Origin of the sequence: Amycolatopsis sp. NPDC059021, assembly GCF_042739895.1 — a bacterium.
Classification (GTDB): Bacteria; Actinomycetota; Actinomycetes; order Mycobacteriales; family Pseudonocardiaceae; genus Amycolatopsis.
Genome location: NZ_JBHYIQ010000074.1, coordinates 1 through 16,664 on the forward strand (window position 1 = coordinate 1; position 16,664 = coordinate 16,664).

Annotated in this window: 15 protein-coding genes; 9 read left to right on the forward strand and 6 right to left on the reverse strand. The window is 69.6% G+C overall.

Annotated elements, in window-relative coordinates:
• Positions 1-188: 188 nt before the first annotated feature.
• The 4 genes from ACFWX1_RS33735 (at position 189) to ACFWX1_RS33750 (ending at position 5,774) form a co-directional block, all read left to right on the forward strand.
• The gene (locus ACFWX1_RS33735; RefSeq protein WP_378393810.1) at positions 189-1,481 is read left to right on the forward strand and encodes an alpha/beta hydrolase; all 1,293 of its coding nucleotides are present in this window, start codon (positions 189-191) and stop codon (positions 1,479-1,481) included.
• Between the two features lie 329 nt (positions 1,482-1,810).
• Positions 1,811-3,244, forward strand: a complete 1,434-nt coding sequence (locus ACFWX1_RS33740) for an FAD-binding oxidoreductase (RefSeq protein ID WP_378393811.1) — start codon at positions 1,811-1,813, stop codon at positions 3,242-3,244.
• Entirely contained in the window at positions 3,241-4,356 is a 1,116-nt protein-coding gene (locus ACFWX1_RS33745; protein ID WP_378393812.1) for an FAD-dependent monooxygenase, read from the forward strand. Before ACFWX1_RS33740 ends, ACFWX1_RS33745 begins: the two co-directional genes overlap by 4 nt.
• A complete protein-coding gene (locus tag ACFWX1_RS33750; RefSeq protein WP_378393813.1) occupies positions 4,356-5,774 on the forward strand; it encodes an MFS transporter in 1,419 nt (472 codons plus the stop codon). Before ACFWX1_RS33745 ends, ACFWX1_RS33750 begins: the two co-directional genes overlap by 1 nt.
• Positions 5,775-5,841: 67 nt before the next feature.
• Here ACFWX1_RS33750 and ACFWX1_RS33755 read toward each other — a convergent pair whose 3' ends face one another.
• The 3 genes from ACFWX1_RS33755 to ACFWX1_RS33765 form a co-directional block, all read right to left on the reverse strand.
• Positions 5,842-7,443: an alpha/beta hydrolase gene (locus ACFWX1_RS33755; protein ID WP_378393814.1), complete on the reverse strand. Its 1,602-nt coding sequence runs from the start codon at positions 7,441-7,443 to the stop codon at positions 5,842-5,844.
• A gap of 137 nt (positions 7,444-7,580) precedes the next feature.
• Complete coding sequence (locus ACFWX1_RS33760; protein WP_378393815.1) at positions 7,581-8,228, reverse strand: TetR/AcrR family transcriptional regulator; 648 nt, start codon at positions 8,226-8,228, stop codon at positions 7,581-7,583.
• Between the two features lie 63 nt (positions 8,229-8,291).
• On the reverse strand, positions 8,292-9,038 hold the full coding sequence (locus ACFWX1_RS33765; RefSeq protein WP_378393816.1) for a S1 family peptidase: 747 nt from the start codon (positions 9,036-9,038) through the stop codon (positions 8,292-8,294).
• Positions 9,039-9,231: 193 nt separating this feature from the next.
• Here ACFWX1_RS33765 and ACFWX1_RS33770 point away from each other — a divergent pair, with 193 nt between their 5' ends.
• From ACFWX1_RS33770 to ACFWX1_RS33790, 5 genes are all read left to right on the forward strand, one after another.
• Positions 9,232-10,668 carry an amidase gene (locus tag ACFWX1_RS33770; RefSeq protein WP_378393817.1) on the forward strand — a complete coding sequence of 479 codons (1,437 nt, stop codon included), beginning with the start codon at positions 9,232-9,234 and terminating at the stop codon, positions 10,666-10,668.
• A 102-nt stretch (positions 10,669-10,770) separates the two neighbouring features.
• On the forward strand, positions 10,771-10,950 hold the full coding sequence (locus ACFWX1_RS33775; RefSeq protein WP_378393818.1) for a hypothetical protein: 180 nt from the start codon (positions 10,771-10,773) through the stop codon (positions 10,948-10,950).
• 125 nt (positions 10,951-11,075) lie between these two features.
• Positions 11,076-11,996: an RICIN domain-containing protein gene (locus tag ACFWX1_RS33780; protein WP_378393819.1), complete on the forward strand. Its 921-nt coding sequence runs from the start codon at positions 11,076-11,078 to the stop codon at positions 11,994-11,996.
• 174 nt (positions 11,997-12,170) lie between these two features.
• Positions 12,171-13,040, forward strand: coding sequence for a hypothetical protein (locus ACFWX1_RS33785; protein ID WP_378393820.1), 870 nt, complete (start codon positions 12,171-12,173; stop codon positions 13,038-13,040).
• A complete protein-coding gene (locus ACFWX1_RS33790; protein WP_378393821.1) occupies positions 13,033-14,895 on the forward strand; it encodes a hypothetical protein in 1,863 nt (620 codons plus the stop codon). Before ACFWX1_RS33785 ends, ACFWX1_RS33790 begins: the two co-directional genes overlap by 8 nt.
• Positions 14,896-14,949: 54 nt before the next feature.
• Here the strand turns inward: ACFWX1_RS33790 and ACFWX1_RS33795 are convergent, their stop codons facing one another.
• The 3 genes from ACFWX1_RS33795 to ACFWX1_RS33805 all read right to left on the reverse strand — a co-directional run bounded on the left by ACFWX1_RS33795 (position 14,950) and on the right by ACFWX1_RS33805 (position 16,542).
• Complete coding sequence (locus ACFWX1_RS33795) at positions 14,950-15,381, reverse strand: rhodanese-like domain-containing protein (RefSeq protein WP_378393822.1); 432 nt, start codon at positions 15,379-15,381, stop codon at positions 14,950-14,952.
• Positions 15,378-15,953: a cysteine dioxygenase gene (locus ACFWX1_RS33800; RefSeq protein WP_378393823.1), complete on the reverse strand. Its 576-nt coding sequence runs from the start codon at positions 15,951-15,953 to the stop codon at positions 15,378-15,380. Before ACFWX1_RS33800 ends, ACFWX1_RS33795 begins: the two co-directional genes overlap by 4 nt.
• Positions 15,954-16,167: 214 nt before the next feature.
• A complete protein-coding gene (locus ACFWX1_RS33805; protein WP_378393824.1) occupies positions 16,168-16,542 on the reverse strand; it encodes a Na-translocating system protein MpsC family protein in 375 nt (124 codons plus the stop codon).
• Between the last annotated feature and the right edge of the window lie 122 nt (positions 16,543-16,664).

The following is a 16,664-nucleotide window of genomic DNA, read 5'->3' on the forward strand; positions in this document are numbered from 1 at the left end:
GCCTGGGGGGCTGGCGAGCGGGGGTGAGCCGCGGGGGGGGTGGCGCGGTGTGTGGGGGGGGGGCGGGGCCCGCCGCGCCCCCCCCCCCGGGGCGGGCCCCCCCCCCCCCCCCCGCGTCCGGGATCAAGTGGGCCGAGTGCGCCCCGGAACTGAACGCGCCGCGGGGGACCGGGTGCGCCACGATCGACGTGCCGCTCGACTACGCCCAGTCGTCCGGCAGGCAGATCAAGCTCACCCTGTCGGCGGCGGGCTCGCTCGACGCGCCGGACGTCCTGGTGGTCAACCCGGGCGGCCCCGGCGAGTCCGGCATCGGCACCGCGAAGCTCGTCTCGTCCTCGATGTCGCCCGAACTCCGGGACAAGTACCTGGTCGTCAGTTTCGACCCCCGCGGTGTCGGCGCCAGCGCGCCGGTCAACTGTGGCGACACCTCGCGTCTCTTCCCGCATCCCATGCCGCCCAACAAACCCGCGAACGCGGAGGCCGAAGAGCAGCGGGTGGGCATCGCGCGGAACGTCGCCGCCGCGTGCGCGCAGCACGCGGGCGACCTGTTGCCGCACATCACCACCCAGAACACGGCGCGGGACATGGACCGGATCCGGCTCGCGCTCGGCAAGTCCAAACTGGACTATCTGGGGTACTCGTACGGTACGAAGCTCGGCGCGACCTACGCGACGATGTTCCCCGCCACCAGCGGCCGGATGGTGCTGGACAGCGTCGTGGACCCGATGCTTTCCGGCTACCAGACGGGGTTCCAGCAGAACCCGGCGTTGCAGCGGCGCGCCGGACAGTTCTTCGCATGGACCGCGGCACGCGACGCCCAGTACCACCTCGGCGCCCGTGGCGAGGACGTCGGCCGTACCTGGAACGACGTCCGTGCCGAACTGACCGGGCGTCCCGCCGCGGGCAAGGTGGGCGGCGCCGAACTCGACGACATGCTCGCTTCGGCCATGTATGTCGAGGCTTCCTGGCCATCGTTGGCCGACGCTGTCGCGCAGCACCGCAAGGGTGATTCCAGCGGGCTCGTCACCGCTGTGGGCAATCTCGGCCTGGACCATGTGGACGGACCGCAGCTCGCCTACAACTGCGTCGACGAGAAATGGCCGGGGGATTGGCGAACCTGGCACGACGACACCGTGCGCTCGGACCGGGACGCCCCGCTGTTCGCCTGGCTGAACACCTGGTATTCGGCGCCCTGCGCCTTCTGGAAGGCGCCGGCCGCGCCGCCGATCCGGATCGGCGACGGGAAGAGCCCGCCCGTGTTGCTGGTGCAGGCCAAGGACGACGCGGCTACGCCCGCCGAAGGCGCTCGCCACATGCAGCAGGCTCTGCGCGGTTCTCGGTTGGTCCTCGCCGACAGCGGTAACCACGGACAGTTCCTGTTCGACCGGAATCCCTGCGTCGACAAGCCTGTCGCCGACTATCTGCTCACCGGAAAACTGCCTGAAGCGGATGTCCGGTGCCCCGCCCCGCCAACCCCGTAATAGCGGACTTCCTTTGTGGATCGATGGGCCGTGAAGGCCTCCTTACCGGCGCTCAGTGCCGGTAAGGAGGCCTTCACGGCATTTGTTCCCGGCTGACGCTCCGGTGCGAACATTCACCCTTTTGCAAGCTTGTATTCAGCTGCTTTCCGGTCGTAGTGTCCCCTTGTCGTGAAGAGTAATCCTGGGGTGTAACGCGAAGCACCCGACGTATCTGTCGAGGTTTCCGAGCGACCCCCGGTTCGTGCCTGCGTACTTCTTTCTGAATTGAGAAAGCGCTTTCAGTACGACTGCAGCTCGCTTGTGTTCATTTCGGAGCATGGGAGACGGAAATGACATCGATGGGTGCCCGTCCGAGAGCGCTGAGCCCGGTGGCCGGCGCGGAGCCACGGCCGGATCTGGGCGAACACCGTCCCAGGGCGACACTGGCGACGCAGTTCCCCGCCAGTACCGACGAGGTCCGGGAAGCCGTACGCGCAGCCCGAGCCGGAAAGACCCCGCTGTACCCGCTGAGCACCGGACGCAACTGGGGGATGGGGTCCCGCTCGCCGGTGGTCGACGGGTGCGCCGTGCTCGACCTGAGCCGGATGAACGCCATCCGCACGCTCGACCTCGACGAGGGTTACGCCGTGGTCGAACCCGGTGTCACGCAGCGGCAGCTCGCCGAACGGCTGGCGGGCACGCCGTGGATGCTGAACGTGACCGCGGGGTGCGCGGACGCCGGTGTCGTCGGCAACACCCTCGAACGCGGTGACGGCACGATCCGGGGCCGCACCGAGGATCTGCTGGGGCTGGAGGTGGTGCTGGGCACCGGTGAAGTGCTGACGACCGGCGGTCTCGACCGGCACAACCGGCGCGCGGGCCGGGTCGCGGGCCCCGACCTGACCCGCGTCTTCCAGCAGTCCAATCTCGGGGTCGTCACGGCCGCGGTGATCAGCCTGATTCCCCGGCCCGAGGCGATCACGCTCGTCCACGCGACCTTCGCCCGCGACGCACTCGATGCCGGCGCGGACGCTCTGATCCGGATCGGCCGGTCACGCGTGCCGGAACACGGGATGCTGCGGCTCAAGGAACTCTTCGTCGTCCCGGACCGTGGTGCCGCCGCCGTCCCGCCCACCGCGGACCCGGACAGGGTGACGATTCAGGTGCCGCTGCTCGGCTCACGGGCTGCTGTGCAGGAGGAAGAAAACGCTATCCAGGCTATCTTCCGGGACGCCATGACACCGGTGTCCGTCCGCGTGCTGGACACGGAAACCACCGCGGAGGACGATCCCTTGTACGCACGCGCCCAGTTCGCGCGCGGCGTCCCGACCTGCGACGCGCTGCGAGCAGGGCTGCGCGTGCGAACCTGCGCGGACGCGGACGAGGCGCCCGTGGGGTGGCTCATGTTCCTGCCGACGGTGCCGTTGCGACGTGAGAGCCTGGTCGCCGCCGTCGACCTGATGCGTGCCGAGTCCGAACGACACGGAACCGCGAGCATGCTCGAGTTCAACGTGATCTCCCAGCACTCCACCAACATGGTCGTGCAGGTCCCGTTCGTCCGGGAACCGGACGCCATCGAGCGGGCGCACGCGCTACGCACCACGGCCAGGGAAGCCTTCCTCCGCGCGGGTTTCCCGGTCTATCGGTCGAACATCGACCAGCAGGACTCGGAACTGACCGCCCGTTCGGCAGGCTACCGGGACGAGCCGCTCGGTGGCCTGAAAGATCTCTTCGACCCGGACGGCATCATCGCGCCCGGACGCTACCTGGCGGTGTCCCGATGAGCGACCGGACACGGACTTCGGACGTCGACGTCGTCATCCTCGGCGCGGGTATCAGCGGCTCGCTGCTCGCCCTGCTGCTGGGGCGGCAGGGCCTGCGGGTCACCGTAGTCGAGCCGAAACCCGCCGTCGGCACGAAGGGCGCCGACTTCCTCAAACCGCGCGGCCTGCGCATCCTCGCCGAACACGGGTTGCTCGACGTCCTGCGCGCGCGGGGCGCCTTGCAGCGGGCCACGATCGACTTCCATCACGACGGCGCCCCCTTGCTGTCCTACGACTTCGCCGAGCACACCGGGCTCGGGTACTACCTCGTCATCCCGTACGCCGAGACGGTCCGCGCGGTGCTCGGAGCGTGCGCCGGTCTGTCTACTGTAGACATACGCTTCGACACCTCCCTGGTGGACGTCCACACCGAGGGCTCGATGGTGACCGAGGCCGGGCTTTCCGACGGCACCCGGCTGAGAGCGCGGGCGTTTGTCGACTCCAGCGGTTCGGGCACGCCGTTGCGTGACCTGATCGAGCCGGAGCGCCGGATGATCAGCTACGACCACGGTTTGTGGATGACCACGATCCCCAGCACGCGGACCCGCGGTCAGCTCTACTTCAGCTCCGAACGCTGGCTCGCCTACCTCTACTCCGTGACGGCCGGCTCGGCCCGCGTCTTCGTCGGGGTGCCCAGCGAACTCGAAGAAGCGGTGTTCCTCCGGCAATCCGTCGACCTGACAACGAAACTCTCCTCCTTCGTCACGGACGAAGACGGTATCGCCGCGCTCGACGCCAGCGCCTTCGAACGCGCACCCGTGTCGGCCTTCACCAGCGGTCCGTATCACCGCGGCAACGCGGTGCTGCTCGGCGGCAGTACGTTCGGCTGTCATCCGATGACCGGGCAGGGAATGAGCTACACCATGGAAGACGCGACGGTCCTGGCCGCCGTGCTCGGCGAAGCGCGCGACGCGGACGAGCTGGACCGGCTGCTCGGACAACGCTACGAACCCCGGCGCGCCGTCCACGCGAGATTGGTCGAATACGGCGACAACCTGGCCCGTCACTATCACGACAGGGACGCCTACCTGGGCGTCCACGACGTGGTTCTGCATGGCGGGGACGTGTTGTGATGGCGCTGCGCACGGCCGCGTTGCTGAGCGCGACGTTCATGCTGTTCCTCGACGTTTCGATCGTCAACGTGGCCGCTCCCGCCATCCGGCAGGATCTCGGCGCGTCCACCGGCGCCGTCGAGCTGGTAGCGTCCGTGTACACCCTCGCCTTCGCGTGCACGCTGATCACGTCCGGCCGGCTGGGGGACCGGTACGGTTACCGCCGTCTGTACCTGATCGGAATGGCGATCTTCACGCTGGCGTCGGTGCTCTGCGCGTCGTCGTTCACCATCGAATGGCTCATCGGTTCCCGTGCGCTGCAAGGGTTCGGTGCGGGGGTGATGGCTCCCCAGGTTCTTTCGCTCATTCAACGCACTTTCGCGCCCGAGCAGCGAGGACGTCTCTTCGCCGCTTATGGCTCGGCGATCGGTCTCGCGACCGTTACCGGGCCGGTGCTCGGCGGCCTGCTGGTCCAGCTGCGGGTGCCCGGACTCGACTGGAGACTGGTCTTCGCGATCAACCTGCCCGTCGGGATCGCGGCGCTGTGGGGCCTTCGGCGGCTGCCCGAATCGCCGCCAGGGGAACGGACAGCGCTGGATCTGGCGGGTGCGGCGTTGTCCGTGCTCGCACTGGGCCTGCTCGTCTATCCACTCGCCGTCGGCCACTCGGCGGACTGGCCCGTGTGGACAGTCGTGATGCTCTGCGCCGCTCTGGTGACGCTCGCGGTCTTGGTCGCACACCAGCTCTCCCGGGAGCGCCGCGGCCGGTGGCCCTTGCTGAAGCTGATCCTGCTGCGCGATCCCGGTTTCCGTGCCGGGCTGGTCGCCGTGGCGGCCTTCTTCGCGGGCGTTCCGCCGTTCTTCTTCTTCCTTTCGGTGTACCTGCAGACGGGTTTCGGGCATTCCGCGCTGGTCGCCGGTCTGACGCAGCTCCCGTTCGCGGTGGCCACCGGGGCCGCGTCGCGCTGGTCGGCTTCCCTCACGTCCTGGCTGGGGCGCGGTGTCCTGGTGAAGGCGACCGGGGCACTGGCGCTGTCCATGCTCGCGCTCGCGGCGATCGTGGCCGCACGGGGCGCCGACGCGCAGCCATGGGATCTGGCCGTGCCCATGGCTGTGGGCGGTGCGTGCTTCGGCGTGTTCACCACGACGGCGTTCACGCACGCGCTGTCCCGTGTCCCACCGGACGCGACCGGTTCCGCGTCGGGACTGCTCACCACCGCGCAGCAGGCCGCCGGTTCGCTCGGCCTCACCGTCGGCGGCGTCGTGTTCTATCTGGCTTCTCCCTCGGCGGCGCTCGCGGGTGAAGCCACCGTCGTCCGCGATCGGCATGTCACCGGATTCACCGATCTGCTGCTCTACGAGGCGGTGGTGTTCGCACTGGCTTGCGTGGCCAGCCTGCTGCTCGATCGCAAGGCCGCGCGACCACAGCCGGTGGGCTGACAGTCCACAGTGGAGCAATGCGGCGGGCCCGCCGGTGGTGACCGGCGGGCCCGCTGTTTCCGGGGTGTCATGGAGTCGGCAGTGGCAGGCCGGGGACGCTCTGGTCCCGCGGGACGACGCCGTCGACCAGGTAGTCGTCGACGAGCTTGTCCACGGCCTTGTTCCCGCCGACCGCGTAGATGCCGTGGTCGCCTTCGCCGGTGACAGTGAGCATCCGGGAGTTCTGGAAGGCGGCGTGGGCCTTCCTCGCGCCTTCGATCGGCGTGGCGGGATCGTGCTCGGACTGGACGATCACCACCGGCGGAACGCCCCTGCCGTTCAGCGCCGGCAGCGGCCGGGGCCGGTTCTTCCAGAAGGCACAGACCTGGGCCTGCATCCAGACCGCGTTGTACAGCGTCACGCCGCGGTCGATGTACTCCTGCGACTGACGGATCAGCGACTGGCGACTGCCCCGCCACGTGCCCTCGCCGCACAGGGTGGTGATCAGCGTGGCCGCCATGGCGTCGGAGGAATCGGCGACGAGGCCGGGCAGCGGGCCGGGTTTACCGGACTCCGACAACGTGGCCTTGAGTGCCGCCCTGGCAGCGTCCTTGGCCTGCGCCGAAGCGCGAGCGTCGGTCAGCGTCTTGATCGCCACGAGGGTGTCCGCCATCGCGGGGAACTGGCTCTTGGACTTGAGCGCGCCGACGAGGTAGCCGTCCAGCGTGGTCGCGCCGAACTTCGTGCCGTTCACCTCGACCGGCTCGCGAGTCAAGGCGTATCGGACGTTTTCGTAGATCTGGCGCGCCGCTTCGCCGCTGGTGCCGAAGTGGTACTTGGCGTCGTAGCGGGCCAGCCACGGAAGGAAGTCCTGCCGCCAGCGACGCTCGTAGGCGAGTGGCTGCCAGTCGAACGAACTCTGCCAGGTGCCGGTGAATTCGGTCGACGAGTCCAGCACGAACCGGCCGGTGCGCTGCGGGAACTGCTGGGCGTAGTGCGCTCCCAGCCAGGTCCCGGCGGAGTACCCGACCCAGTTGATCTTTTCCCGGCCGAGCAGGGTCCGCAGCAGGTCCAGGTCCCGGACGTTCTGGAAGGTGGTGATCAGCGGACCCAGTTCGCCGGCGGCCTGACGGCAGGCGTTCGCGGTGTACGCGACGGCGTCCACGATCAGGTCGAGATTGCGCGGATCGCGGTCACGCGGGTCCAGATCGCTGCCGGTGCCGGACGCGCCGCCGCAGGTGACGTTCGTGCTCCGGCCGGTGCCGCGCGTGTCGATGCCGATGATCTCCTGGTGTTCGCGCAGTCTGTTCTGCTCGCGGAAAGCGGCCGGGAACCAGCGGCCGGGCCCACCGGGGCCGCCCGGGTTGGTGAACACCGACGCCGTCGTCGCGCCGGTGGACTTGAGCCTGCTGACCGCGATGGTCAGATCCTGCCGTTCGTCCGGCCGTTCCCAGTCGCGGGGCGTGCGATACGTGGTGCATTCGAGTCCCGCGATATCGGTGCCTGGCGGGAGATCCACCAGTTCGTCCTTGCCGCAGGCGTGCCAGTCCAGTGCTTGCCCGGAATAGCGGGCCGGGATCTTCGTGGTGTTCAGCGGCGTTGTCGCGGGGTCCGCCCATGCCGGTGTCATCCCGGCGAGCAGTCCGCCCACGGCCGCCGGAATCACCACGGCGAGACGTAGTTTCTTCATGCTTTTCCCCTTCTTCGAAACTGCGCCCACGCTAAGTTGGCGCGCCGAAGGGGCACATCGACCACAGGTAGCGCTCGCGCTCGGACTATGGGATGACCGCGACAAAATGCCGCCGGGGCCGGTCGCGCGCGTCCGGTTCAGGAATCGACGGGATCGCCGACGGCCCCGCTGGTGGCCACACGCACCACGCGGGCCATGCTCTGGAACGGATCCGGGATCCCGGTCAGGTCCTCGCCCGCCAGCACGGCGGGGCCGAGGGACTCGTTGAGGACCCGCATGGCTCCGCCCGCGGCCGCCGCGTGCGTCCGGACCTCGACGTCGTCGGCCGGGCGTCCCAACCGGTCCGCGATGACCGCGGCCAGTTCCTTCTCCACGTGGTCGCACGTCATCAGCCAGGCCGAGCGCAGCGCCGGTTCGGTATCGCCCAGCACCATCATCCGTACCCCGGCCAGATCGTCGGCCAGCTCCTCCGGCGTCCGGCGCAGCTCCGCCCGCGTCGCGGCCAGATGGTCCTCAATGGACAGTTCGGGCGGCCAGCGGTGCAGTGCCGTCACGAACCATTCGGCGCTTCTCGCCACGATCGGCTCAGCGCAGCTCTCCTTGGTGCGGAAATGCCGCCAGAGCGTACGCACCGACAAGCCCACCGACGCGGCGATCTGCTCCCCGCTGGTCGCGGCGACTCCCTGCTCCCAGAACAGCCGCGCCGCCTCCCGGGAGATCTCCAGGCGGACGCGCCTGCGCCGCAGCTCGCTCATCGCGCCCGGCTTGCGGGTGCTCGTCGTCATGACGTCCCTCCACTTTGTCTCCAAGCGACAGTGTGTCACTTAGTGACAGAGTGGGCAAGTTCGCTACTTGCCGCCGCCGATGACCTGCCGGATCCACGGCAGCTGCTGGGAAACGTCTCCCGCGCCCGCGGTGCTGTCACGGTCGGAGTCGTCGACGACGCCGACAATCGTGTCCTCGCCGAGGGTTCCGGTGGTCATGACCGGTCCACCGGAATCGCCGCCCGCGGGCAGCCCGGAGATCCTGGCCACGCAGAAATCGGTTCCGCCGGGAACGGTGAAACGCTCGCACCGCGCGTCACCGGAAGCGAGCACCCGCAGATCCGACTGCTTCAGCACCTCCGACTGACAGGCCGTTTCGTCACCCTGACAGGTGGCACCCCAGCCGTATTGCCGGACGACCTGCCCGGGGCGGACCGATTCGGCGCCGGGAAGCTTCGCCGGCGTGACGTTCAGCGGCGGCACCTTGATCAGCATCATGTCGGCGACCGGTGCCCCTTGCCTGCTGCCGGTCACCGGGCGGACCGGTGTGCCCTTCCGCTGGTCGAGGTCGCCGACGCGGAATTCGATACGGGAATCCGCGATGGATTCGGCGTGGTCGAAGAAGCAATGCGACGCGCTGAGGATCCATTCGCGACTGATCGCGGTCGCCGTGCATTGCGGCTTTCCGTCGACCAGCATGCGCACCGCCCACGGGGCGTGCGTACTGACGGAGCCGCCGATCACGGCGGATGCCGCGGGGGCAGGGACGATCGCCGCGAGCGCCAGCAACGGCAGCAGCACGGTCAGGCGGCGAATACGACGAAATACCATGGGCGTCCTTCCCTCGTTTTGCCCGGTTGCGCACCGAATATTGTCTTCATGTCCACTAAGGAGTGTGCGTTCTTGATGCGTGTCAGGAGGACGTCCTACGCTGGCGGGAGGTTCGGCCGCCTGCCCGATTTTCCCGGCGGGATAACCGGATATCCCCGATCGTGCACCTGATCAAGGAAGTGGGAACCCGCCGGTGACTGACGAATTCGCCTGGCTCGACGCGACAGCGCAGGCCGGCCTCGTCCGGCGCGGCGAGGTCACGCCAGTGGAACTGCTCGACGCGGCGATCGCGCGGATCGAACGGCTCAACGGCGAACTCAACGCCGTGGTCAGCACGCGGTTCGACCAGGCACGGCGCGAGGCGGCGGCACCGGCGGACGGGCCGTTCCGCGGGGTTCCCATGCTGCTGAAGGACTTCCTCTGCCACACCGCGGGCGACCCGGTCCACGGCGGCATGCGGGTACTGCGCGAGCGCGACTGGCGGGCACCGGCGGACTCGCATCTGGCGACGCGGCTGCGAGCGGCAGGTTTCGTGTTCTGCGGCCGGACCAACACGCCGGAGCTGGCGACGAGCATCACCACCGAACCGCTGGCCCACGGCGCGACCAGGAACCCGTGGGACCCGACCCGCTCACCCGGCGGCTCCAGCGGCGGTTCGGCCGTCGCGGTGGCCACCGGCATGGTCCCGGTCGCCCACGGCAACGACATGGCGGGCTCGATCCGGATCCCGGCGAGCGCCTGCGGGCTGGTCGGCCTGAAACCGACCCGCGCGCGGACGAGCCTGGGGCCGCAGTTCGGCGAGTACTGGGGCCAGGTCACGCACGAGCACGTCCTGACCCGCTCCGTCCGCGACACGGCGGCCGTACTCGATGCCATCGCGGGGGCCGCGCCGGGCGATCCGTACACCGCCCCGCCGCCCGCTCGCCCCTACCGTGAGGAGGTCGGCGCGGACCCCGGCAGCTTGCGTATCGGATTCCGGACCACCGCGCCGGGTTCGGGGGAAGCCGCTCACGCGGACAGCGTGGCCGCGGTCGAACACGCCGCTCACCTGCTCGAATCCCTCGGCCACCTGGTCGGGCCCACCGCGGCTGCCGCGCTGGACGCCCCCGGGATGTTCGACACCATGCCCGCCCTGCTGGCCGCCGTGGTCACCTGGGAACTCGACGCCTGGTCGGAGCGTCTCGGCGAGCAACTGCCGTCGTCGGTCCTGGAGCCGATGAACGCGCTGCTCGCCGAAGCGGGCCGATCGGTCACCGCCACTCAATGGCTGGCGGGGATGACCGCTTCGCAGCAGTGGGCCCGCGGCGTGGCCGCGCTCTGGGACGGCGAACTGGACGTCCTGCTGACCCCGACCATGCCCGCGCCGCCCGCCAAACTCGGCGAACTGGCGCCGGAGGCGAAGTCCCCGGAAGAACTGATCGCCGGCGTCGGGCAGACCGCCGCGTTCACCGCGCCGTTCAACATCACCGGGCAACCCGCGATCTCGCTGCCGCTGCGCTGGAACGCCGAGGGCCTGCCCACCGGTGTCCAGCTCGTCGCCGCCCAGAACCGCGAAGACGTCCTCATCCGCCTCGCCGCCCAACTCGAACAAGCCGCCCCATGGGCCGGACGTCGTCCACCGGTCCCCTGAACGTCCACTGTGGAGCGTCGGGGGCATTGATCGATCCGGCAGCTGAATCCCAGCGAAACTGTGCGCTGGACGCGCTGCCGGGCGCGGCCGAATACTCGGACCATGCAGGGAGCGCCGCACAGACCAGGGCCAGGGAGCACGGACCTGAGCCTGCTGCTGCGCCGATTCGGTTTCCGCGCGCTGGTGCTCGCCCTCGTCGCGGGGCTCCTCGGCCTCACCACGCTGGCGATCTTCCTCGCGCTCGCGGGGTTCGGCCTGATCTTCGTGCCGGTGGGCGGGTAAGCGGCGAACGCGGTTCTTCCCGAGTTGCCCGGAATCGTCCCGGACGTCCCGAGTTCCTCCTAGAATGCCTCGCGGCCCAGGCACCTCGGTGCCGCTGAGCCGTCACAGAGTCGTGAGGGAGGACCATGGTGCCGGATGGCTGGCCGGATCCCCGTACCGCGGCCGATGTCCCGGGATTCCTGGCCGGGATGCGCCAGGTCCGGGCGCTGACCGGGTTGAGTTTTCGTGCGCTGGAACGCCGTGCCGCGAAGGCCGGTGACGCCCTGCCGAGCTCGACGATCAGTGCGGCGTTGTCCCGGGACAAGCTGCCCAGGGCCGATCTGGTCGCCGCGTTCGTGCGTGCCTGCGGCGGTGACGACCAGACCGTGGAGGACTGGCTCGCGGCGCGGGCCGCCCTTGTCGTCGAAGCGATCGAGCCGATCGAAGGGGCGGAGCCGGAGAGCGCCGAGGCCGGACCTCGCGGGCGCCGCGGCCGGCAGTTCGTCATCGCCGCGGCGGTGGTCGTCGTGGTCGCGGTGGCCGCCGTCGTGCTCCTCTTCGGCAGGGACAAGCCGGGGTCGGCGGCCCCGGCGGCGCCGTCTCCGCCACCGGGGGAAAGCGCTCACCGGCAGCCGATCAGGCTGGCCTACACCGGGCTGTGTCTCGGCGAGGGGCCGGAGAAGTTCAAGCCGGGCGACAGGACGGTGCTCGGCCAGCATCCGTGCGCCGCGGCGAAACCTCCGATCAGCCTGGAACCTGCGGCGAGCGGGAGCTACCGGCTCGTCCTGCTCAATCCCGATCTCGGCCCGGGTTGCGTGACCGTCGACTACGGCGGTGCCCACGCCGAGGTGCTCCTCGCCGGTGCCGGCTGCGAGGGCGACCGTCCCGATCAGCGGTTCACCTTCGAGAAGGTCACCAGCCCGCTCACTGGTTACCGGATCCACTCGGTCGCCGGAGCCCAGTGGTGCGTCGGGGTGTACGGCGGGAGCACCGAGGCGGGCGTCCAGCTCGTTCAGGCCCCTTGCGACGGTGGTGCGCACCAGATCTTCGTCGTCGACGGACTGTGACGGGCCGCGGCACCGCGAACGACCGAGCCGGGCTGTCCTGGCTGGTCACACCGCCGGGACAGTCCGGGACAGTGCGGGACACCCCGAACGCGTTGTAAGCGGAACCCGGGACGGGTTCGGTTCCTCGTGAGCGCCGAGAGGCGCGCCTATCGATCGAAAACGAGGAGCCCGCGTATGGCTGAACGCAGAGTTTCCCGCGCCAGAAGGGCACCGGATCCGGTGCCCGATCACGACCCGCCCCGGCGGAGCGCGGCCAATCCCTGGGTGTGGACCGCGCTCGCCGGCGGGGTGGCCATCGGCGCACTGAGCGTGGGGTTGTTCGGCGGTGGCTTCGGCGACCGTCCGGTCAGCACGACGATCGCCGCGCCGCCGGTCCCGCCCGCCGCGCCTGTGCCGGGCCCGCGGCTCGGCGACAACGACCTGGGCGACATCGATGACGGCACCGAGCCCGGCACACCGGAACCGCCGGTGGCGCCACCACCGGCGCCGGTCGTCCAGCAGCCCGTGGCCGAGGTGGTGCCTCAGATGGCCGACGCCGTCCCGCCGCCGCCCAGGAGCGAAGCCGGCACGGCCGTGCAGACCGTCGCCGAGCCGGTGGTGAAGGCGGCCGAAGAGGTCGTCACGCCGATCCTGGCCACGGTGTCCGAACCGGTCTCGGCGGCTCTGGAGGTTCCCGAGCCCCCGAGCCGGCAGGATACCGCCGTGCTCGCGCTGCCGGAGGCCGGTGGCCGGGCCGCGGACCCGCCTGAGCCGATGGCTGTGTCGATGGCTGTTCCGATGTCCGCCGGCCGGCCGGTCGAGGAAGACCGGCGGCGCGACACCGGGAAGCACGGCAAACCTCAGGGGAATCAGGACCGCCCGAAGGCGAACAAGAACCCGCCATGGGCGGAACCGAAGGGTGCGTCCCGGATCTTCGTCGTGCCTCAGCCGGACCGGCGTGCCGACATCGCGACCGTGCTTCCGGAACCGGGCCCCCGGCCGGGTGACGGTGTACGTCCGGACCACCGGCACGGGCAGCGGCTTCTGGGAGGCCACGTTGGCTGAACGTGCGCGAACACGGCGGGCGCTGCGCGTCACGGTGCAAGGCTTCCTGGTCGCCATGGCGGCGGCGGTCGCGTTCGGCGGCATGGCCGCGGTCGGACCGTCCCCGGTCGCCAAGGCGGATCCACCGGCCGCCGACGCGGATCCCGGCAAGGACAAGCAAAGTCTCCTGAACAGGATCAAGGCCAGGATCCACGAGGAGGCGTCACAGCTCAACAGCGCCGACCCGGACTACCGGAAGAAGCTGCTCGCACGGCTCGCCGGTGACGCGTTGCTCAGCGATTTCCGCAGCGGCGCTCTGGGGGTCTCGCCGAGTGACGCGAGGCAGGTCATCGAAGGCGCCTTCAAGTACTACCTCCGGTCGAAGCAGACCGTGGATGGGCTGCAGTCCCGCATGACGAAAATGGACGAGTACATCCGGCAGCTCGAAAAGAAGGCGCTGGAAGCCAAGGGGGACAAGCAGAAAAAGGCGATCGAGAAGCTGGAGAAAGCGAAGAAGAACCGCGAAAAGCTGAAGAAGCTCTACAAGGACGCCGTGCGGCAGACCCGGCCGTTCGATTGGGACAAGGAGGTCACCCACCTCGAGAACCGGGTCAAGGAGCTGGAAAAGCGGGTCAACGGCAAGCACCGTTCCGACGCGGCCAAGAACAAGGTGGCGACGGAACTGGCCAAGGCGAGGGCCGACCTCGAGAAGGCCAGGGCCGACCGCGACCGGTACCAGCGGCCGGACGACGAGGGCGGCACCCCCGTCCCGCGGAAGGGCCCGACGGACCCGCCGAAGAACCCGCCGACCGGGGCCAGGAGGACCGTGCCGGTGACCGGTACCCCGAAGACCGGGGCCGGGAAGCCGGGCCGGATCTTTTCCGGGCCCAGGAACTGGCTGCCCCGGAATGGGGGCCGGAGCGGTGGCGGAGCCGAGCTGGCCGCGGTGATCGGCGACCTGCTCGAACAGGCCCGCGCGGAACACGCGAGCGAAGAACATCAGAAACTGCTCAAGAAGGCGCTGCACGATCCGAAGTTGCGCCAGCGGATCGTGGACGAGTACCTCGACCTCCGGGACAACAGCCCGATCGACGATCTCAAGCGTCCCTTCGACGATACCAAGAAGTTCACGCCGGGCGAGCTGGACGAGATCGGTCCCGCGCTGCTCGACTACCACACGAAGGAACTCGCGCGGAAGTCCAATGCGGACCCGGTGTACCGGAAGGCGTATGCGGACTGCGGGGGCTATGAAACCTGCGTGCGAGAGCGGGTGAAGAAGCTCCGTAAGGACATCGCCGATGCGGAGAGGAGGGCCGGGAAGTCGGCGAGTGATCCGGTTTATCAGCAGGCGCGTCGTGATTGTGGTGGTTACGAGACGTGTGTGAAGGAGCGGGTGAAGAAGCTGCGCAAGGACATCGCCGATGCGGAGAGGAGGGCCGGGAAGTCGGCGAGTGATCCGGTTTATCAGCAGGCGCGTCGTGACTGTGGTGGTTACGAGACGTGTGTGAAGGAGCGGGTGAAGAAGCTCCGTAAGAACATCGCCGACGCGGACAGGAAGGCCAAGAAATCGGCCGGCGACCCGCTGTACCGGCAGGCGATGCGTGAATGCGGAGGCTACGACACCTGCGTCCAGGACCGGCTGAAGAAGCTGCGGGCGGCCAAACCGGCGACGGCCAAGCAGGTGGCGGCCAAGCCGGTGACGTCCGGGCCGAAGAACACCGACGCCGGAAAGAAGACCGCCGCCGCGAAGGCCAGGAAGCAGTACGAGGAGGCCTCGCGGATTTGCGGTGGCTACGACACGTGCGTCAAGGACCGGCTGAAGAAGGTCCGCGCCGCCGAGACGAAGCCGAAGAAGGAGGCTGTCAAGCGTAGGTAGCGTGGGGGATCTCGGCGTCGACGGGCCGGCGCGGCTCGTCGACGCCGAGGTCGTTCACCCTTCCTGTCGGACGTCCTGAGAGCGAGGCACCACCGGCATTCCCGCGGCCTGCCACGCGGCGAAGCCGCCGCGCACGTCGCCGACGTCGGTGAGGCCGACGAGTGCCGACACCTGGTGCGCGGCGAGGCTCGAGGTGTAGCCCTCGTTGCACAGCAGGATGATCCGGCGGCCGGTGTCGCCGAACGCGAGTTCCTTGAGCCGCCAGCGGCTGCGCACGTCCAGCCGCCATTCCAGGACGTGCCGGGAAACCGGCACCGCGCCGGGGATGTCCCCGAACCGCAGCCGGTATTCCAGCGGGCGCAGATCAACCAGGAGCGCGCCGCGGCGGACCTCCTCGCCCGCCTCCTCCGGCGCGTAGCGCGGCAGATGCTCCCTGGCTTCGGCGAGACGGCGGGAGATGACGTCTTCGAACTCCGGTGCCGTCATCGCAGGCTCGCCGCGGTCGCTTCGAGATCGCCGGTGTCCGGTTCCGGCGAATCGCACGGGATCTCCCGCAGGTGATGCGCGCCCGAGGGCAGCCAGCAGTAGAAGTTCATGGTGCGCAACGGTTTCGAGTAGGCGTGCACACTGACCGCGGGCTCGGTCGCGACGTTGACCAGGTTGTGCAGGTAACGCGTGCCGAACGCGACGCTGTCGCCGGTCCGGTGCACGCGGGTGCGCAGCCTCCGCGCGGTGGGCTCGGCATGGTCCTCCAGCAGGGTTCCGCCCGCCACCGCGAACGCGCCGGCGCTGCCGCCGTGGTCGTGCAGGAGGGTGTCCTGCCCCAGTTCCCAGCAGATCAGCCACACCTCGAACCGGGGGTCGTGGTGCAGCCGGACGAAGTAGCGTTCGGTGAGGTCGAAACGGACGTGCGGGCCCCAGATCGCGGGCCTGCCGGCCACGGCCGACACGATCCGGCGCAGGGCACGGGGACGGACCCGGATGCCGTCGAAGTCGGCGGCCGAGGGCCGCAGGCCTGCCGGGAGCGCCGGGGCACGGGTGATGTTCGGTGTCTGCACGAGACAAGCTCCTCCGCTTGAACCCGCCGCGTGCCCGGCGCCGGCTGACGCCCTCGCCCGACCCGCGTGCGGATGGTCTCGTCCCGAGCCGCCCCGCCGCTTACCGGCTGACGCCGGAGTACTGCCGAACGGCCCGATGACTGTGGAATTGTCGATCGCCCCGATCCTAGGCCGCGGGTGCCGATCATGGAATCGGCCGAAAGCGCGTTCGGTTTCAGGCGTCGAGCTCGAGCGAGTCCCCGAGGTCGGCGAAGATGAACACCCGGACCGCGTGCCCGGTGCCGGGATGCACCTGGGCGAGGTAGGCGTGCACCCGCTCGCCGACGATCTCCTCGACCGCGCCGATGAAATCCGCTCGCGTCGCCTCGTGCAGCGCCTCGTGGTGCCGGAGCACCGCCTCCCGGTAGCCCCGGTCGCCGAGCACGCTGTCGGCGACGGTCAGGCTGTCGATCGAGAGCACCACCAGGCTGACCGGATCCTCCTGGCTCACCGAAACCTTGACGTTGCTCGGGCCCCGCCCGTAGAACGACCGCTCGAGCTGAGTGATCCGTTCCGCGACCGCGGCCCGCTGAGCGCGGGTGATCTGCACGCCGATCGGTCCCTTCCCCGTCTCCGTCCGTAACGCCTGGTCACCCTACTCGCGCGCAGGTGTGGGGGCCGGAGATCCCCGGACAGGCGGGCGGCTACCCCCAGTCCGAGCCGCCCGCCTGT